Here is a 4,396-nt window from a genome sequence, read left to right on the forward strand (position 1 = left end):
GCCCAGCTTTGCGGACATTTTCTACAACAACTGCTTCAAGAACGGCATCCTGCCCATCGCGCTGCCGCAGGAGCAGGTCGATGTGCTGATGAAAGACGCCGAAAAAGGCGCCAACGCCCGGATGACGATCGACCTCGAAGCGCAGACGGTCACCACCTCGGACGGTGAGACGTTTTCGTTCGAGATCGATTCGTTCAAGAAGCACTGCCTGATGAATGGCTTGGACGATATCGGCCTGACGATGGAAAAGGCGGCATCGATCGAAAGCTTCGAGGCCTCCGCCTCCCAGTCCCGTCCCTGGGTCTGATCAAGGCACTGCCGTTAAGAAATAACTTGTGGGTGCCGGTGACGGCCCCACAAAATGTTGCGACCCCGCAACCACCCCTCCCCGAATAGATGCAAGAACGCCGCACCGAGGCATGCAAATCGCCCCGCTGCATGGCATCGGCCGCCCAACGTCTTGAGACATGGGGGAAATGAAGGCACAATTTGGGCAATAATGAGGCAAGCTCCTATACCAATGGGAGCATCAAGTTGGAACAAGACTGCGGCAAAGTACCGTGGCTGGCCAGTTTGAAAGGGTGGAACTTTGATCGGACGAATGACAGGCGCTGCGACGCGCGGTTTCCTTGTGGCGTTGCTCATCGCAACCCCTGCACTATTGCTTCCCGGCGTAGCGGCGGACAGCAGCCAGATCACGGTCCTCGTGGCGCTGCTCGCCTTTTCGCTGACTTTTGTCGAGTACAACTCGAATTTCCCCAGCATCGTAGAATTCCGCGATGCTGCGCCGTTCAACCGGCTGCGGTTCCTGACGCTGTTCTTCACGGTCTTTCTGCTGGCAGTGCTGCAAAAGGGGCTGAGCGAACCGACCCTGCTGACCGCTGGGCTGACCTCACTGGGAACGATCCTCGGCAATACGCTCGATTTTCCGTATTCCCCCGTGCGCCTCATCGTTCTGATGCTGCCTGAAGACGCGGATGCCGATCTGGTCGCCCTGATTCGCACCTCCGCCGGTTTTGCCTATCTCATCTCGCTTCTGGCGATGGGGGTCTTCGTCGTGCTGGTACGGTTCCTTGGCTGGCCGGTGCGCAACGGCGCCTTCAACGTCTGGGTCAACCTGCCGCTTTTCGACCCCACCGCGGGCGGTGACGTGATGCACAGGCTGCAAAGGGATGCCCGGATCAACATCGCCCTTGGGTTCCTGCTGCCCTTCGTGATCCCCGCCGTAGTCAAGGGCACCTCTGATCTGATAATACCGATCACGCTGCAGACACCGCAGACCCTGATCTGGACGATAAGCGCATGGGCCTTTCTTCCCGCCAGCATGATCATGCGCGGCATTGCCCTGAACCGGGTGGCAGAACTCATCCAGGACAAGCGCCGGCGCGCCTATGCAGACGCGCAGGATACCTTGCAGGCCGCCTGACGGTCGCCCTTGCGACGCTCTGGTTATGGGCGGCACTGCCCGCTGCGGCGGAACCGCTTCGAATCGCCACCTACAATACCGAGCTTTCGCGCGCGGGCCCCGGGCTTTTGCTGCGCGACATCCAGCGGGGCGGTGATGCTCAAGTAGATGCTGCCATCGGGGTCATCGCCGCCGCCGCGCCGGATGTGCTGGTTCTTCAGGGCATCGACTATGATTTGGAGCGTGCCGCATTGCACGCGCTCGCCGAGGCGATTGTCAAAGGGGGCGGGCCTGATTACCCACACCGCTTCGCCCTCCCCTCGAACGCGGGCCTTGCCACGGATTTCGACCTCGACGGAGATGGAAGGAAAGGCGGCCCGGGCGATGCGCAGGGCTACGGTGAATTTTTCGGGGCGGACGCGATGGCGATCCTTTCGCGCCATCCGGTGATTGCGGAACAGCTGCGGGACTTCTCCGCGCTTCGCTGGGTGGACCTGCCGGGGGGAATCCCGCCAAAGGTCGACGGCACCCCCTTCCCCTCCACCGCAGCGCTCGACATACAGCGACTTTCCTCTCGCGGACATTGGGTGGTACCGATCGAGGTGCCACACTTCGGGCGGATCGACCTGCTGACCTTCCATGCAGCGCCCCCCGTTTTCGACGGGCCGGAAGACCGCAACGGACGCCGGAACCATGATGAAATCCGATTCTGGAACCTGCTTCTGGATGGTGAATTCGGCCCGCCACCCCATGAACGCTTCATCCTGCTTGGGGATGCAAACCTCGATCCGCACCGCGGAGCGGGCCGCCGGGCCGCCATCGCGGCGCTTCTTGCCCATCCGGCCATGCAGGACCCGATGTCAGATATCCCGACCGTTACATGGGACCAGACCGGCCCCATGCGCGTGGACTACCTGTTGCCTTCCAAGGCGCTCACCGTGCTGCGGACAGGCCAGAAATCGAACACCGCAGCGAGCCGCCACGCCCTGATCTGGGCGGACCTGACCCGCTAGCGTTCTTGACCCTCTCGGGCGCGCGCGATACGCCGCTATCGACATCAGATCAGGAGAGAATTCGATGGCCACCCCCAAGCTGCTCATCCTCGCCGGCGACGGCATCGGCCCCGAAGTCATGGGACAGGTCACCCGGATCATCGACTGGTTCGGCGCGAACCGCGATCTCGCCTTCGACGTGGAGCACGACCTTGTCGGCGGTGCGGCCTATGACAAGCACGGCACCCCCCTGCACGACGACACGATGGCCAAGGCGCTCGCCGCCGATGCCGTTCTGCTAGGCGCCGTCGGCGGGCCGAAGTACGACGATCTGGATTTCTCGGTAAAGCCCGAACGCGGCCTGCTGCGCCTGCGCAAGGAAATGGACCTTTTTTCTAACCTGCGCCCTGCCCAGTGCTTCGATGCGCTGGCCGATTTCTCATCGCTCAAGAAAGACGTGGTCGCTGGGCTCGACATCATGATCGTGCGCGAACTGACCTCAGGCGTCTATTTCGGTGAACCGCGCGGTATTTTCGAAGAAGGCAACGAGCGCGTCGGCATCAATACCCAGCGCTACACGGAAAGCGAGATCGAGCGCGTTGCCCGCTCCGCCTTCGAACTCGCGCGGCGGCGGTCGAACAAGGTCTGTTCCATGGAAAAGGCCAACGTCATGGAAAGCGGTATCCTGTGGCGCGAAGTCGTCCAGCGCGTCCATGATGCCGATTATCCCGATGTTGAGCTGACCCATATGTATGCGGACAACGGCGCGATGCAGCTCGTCCGCGCACCCAAGCAGTTTGACGTGATCGTGACGGATAACCTTTTCGGTGACATCCTTTCCGACTGTGCGGCAATGCTGACCGGCTCGCTCGGCATGCTGCCCTCCGCTTCACTGGGCGCACCGAATGCCGATGGCCGCCCGAAGGCGCTCTACGAACCCGTTCACGGTTCCGCACCCGACATCGCCGGACAGGGCAAGGCGAATCCGATCGCCTGCATCCTCAGCTTTGCCATGGCGCTACGCTATTCCTTCGACAAGGGCGATGAAGCGGCGCGGCTGGAAAACGCGATCGAAGCCGTGTTGGCCAAAGGCGCGCGCACAGCGGACCTGATGGGCGAAGAAGGTGGCAGCCCGATCTCCACTTCTGAGATGGGCGATGCCATCCTCGAAGCGCTCGACGCGAGCCTCTGATAATTCTTCCGGGGCAGGCCGCGACGGTCTGCCCCGCGAAACACCTCCCTATCCGCCCCAGCCGCCGCATTTCGCTTGCCATTCGGGCACTGAACGCCTATGCGCTGCTGCACGGTCGGGCTGTAGCGCAGCCTGGTAGCGCACCTGCTTCGGGAGCAGGGGGTCGGAGGTTCGAATCCTCTCAGCCCGACCAATTTCACCATGTCCCTCTTCACCGGCGTCGTCTTTAGGCGAAGCGTCGCGCCGTGAGTATTTGTGAAAGGGTGAAGGAGCGAGGCGCGGCCCTGTCCCACCGAGTGCGGAGCGGCATGGTGACCCTGGCAGGATTCGAACCTGCAACCTGCCCCTTAGGAGGGGGCTGCTCTATCCAGTTGAGCCACAGGGCCTTGGGCGCCTGTCTAGCCCAGGCGGGGCGACCGCGCCACTCATTCGGTAAAGAAATTTGGGGCTGCCGCACCCGTGCACCCCGCTTGCGCAAAGTCGGCCAGATGCAGTAGCTTCAAATGAACAAGCAGCAGGATCATCCCTTTGACAGAAGCCAACAAACGCCCGCTTACCCTGCGCGACGTATCCGATGCGTGCGGCGTGTCGGAAATGACGGTCAGCCGCGTCCTGCGCAAGCAGGGCGATGTGTCCGAAGCAACCCGCAGCCGGGTGCTCGCCGCGGCAAAGGCGCTCGGCTACGTTCCGAACCAGATCGCGGGCTCGCTGGCGTCCCAGCGGGTGAACCTCGTGGCGGTGATCATCCCGTCGCTGTCGAACATGGTCTTCCCCGAGGTGCTGAACGGCATCAATCAGGTGCTTGAG

4 protein-coding genes, 2 tRNA genes and 1 pseudogene are annotated in these 4,396 nt (G+C 62.3%); 6 read left to right on the forward strand and 1 reads right to left on the reverse strand.

What is annotated here, in order from left to right; genetic code table 11:
• From A3764_RS19645 to A3764_RS19665, 5 genes and pseudogenes are all read left to right on the forward strand, one after another.
• Positions 1-307, forward strand: a pseudogene (locus tag A3764_RS19645) (3-isopropylmalate dehydratase small subunit); the annotation flags it as partial.
• Between the two features lie 282 nt (positions 308-589).
• On the forward strand, positions 590-1,426 hold the full coding sequence (locus A3764_RS19650) for a hypothetical protein (protein ID WP_067921263.1): 837 nt from the start codon (positions 590-592) through the stop codon (positions 1,424-1,426).
• Positions 1,427-1,533: 107 nt separating this feature from the next.
• On the forward strand, positions 1,534-2,418 hold the full coding sequence (locus A3764_RS19655) for an endonuclease/exonuclease/phosphatase family protein (protein ID WP_082850972.1): 885 nt from the start codon (positions 1,534-1,536) through the stop codon (positions 2,416-2,418).
• A gap of 64 nt (positions 2,419-2,482) precedes the next feature.
• The gene (gene leuB, locus A3764_RS19660) at positions 2,483-3,589 is read left to right on the forward strand and encodes a 3-isopropylmalate dehydrogenase (protein ID WP_067921265.1); all 1,107 of its coding nucleotides are present in this window, start codon (positions 2,483-2,485) and stop codon (positions 3,587-3,589) included.
• Between the two features lie 116 nt (positions 3,590-3,705).
• Positions 3,706-3,782 (forward strand) — tRNA-Pro (locus A3764_RS19665).
• 116 nt (positions 3,783-3,898) lie between these two features.
• Here the strand turns inward: A3764_RS19665 and A3764_RS19670 are convergent.
• Positions 3,899-3,975: transfer RNA gene (locus tag A3764_RS19670), tRNA-Arg, on the reverse strand.
• Between the two features lie 142 nt (positions 3,976-4,117).
• On the opposite strand from A3764_RS19670, the gene A3764_RS19675 reads away from it, so the two are divergent.
• On the forward strand, positions 4,118-4,396 hold a 279-nt coding region (locus A3764_RS19675; RefSeq protein WP_150122321.1), incomplete at its 3' end, for a LacI family DNA-binding transcriptional regulator.

This window comes from Sulfitobacter sp. HI0129 (assembly GCF_001635395.1).
Taxonomy (GTDB): domain Bacteria; phylum Pseudomonadota; class Alphaproteobacteria; order Rhodobacterales; family Rhodobacteraceae; genus Sulfitobacter.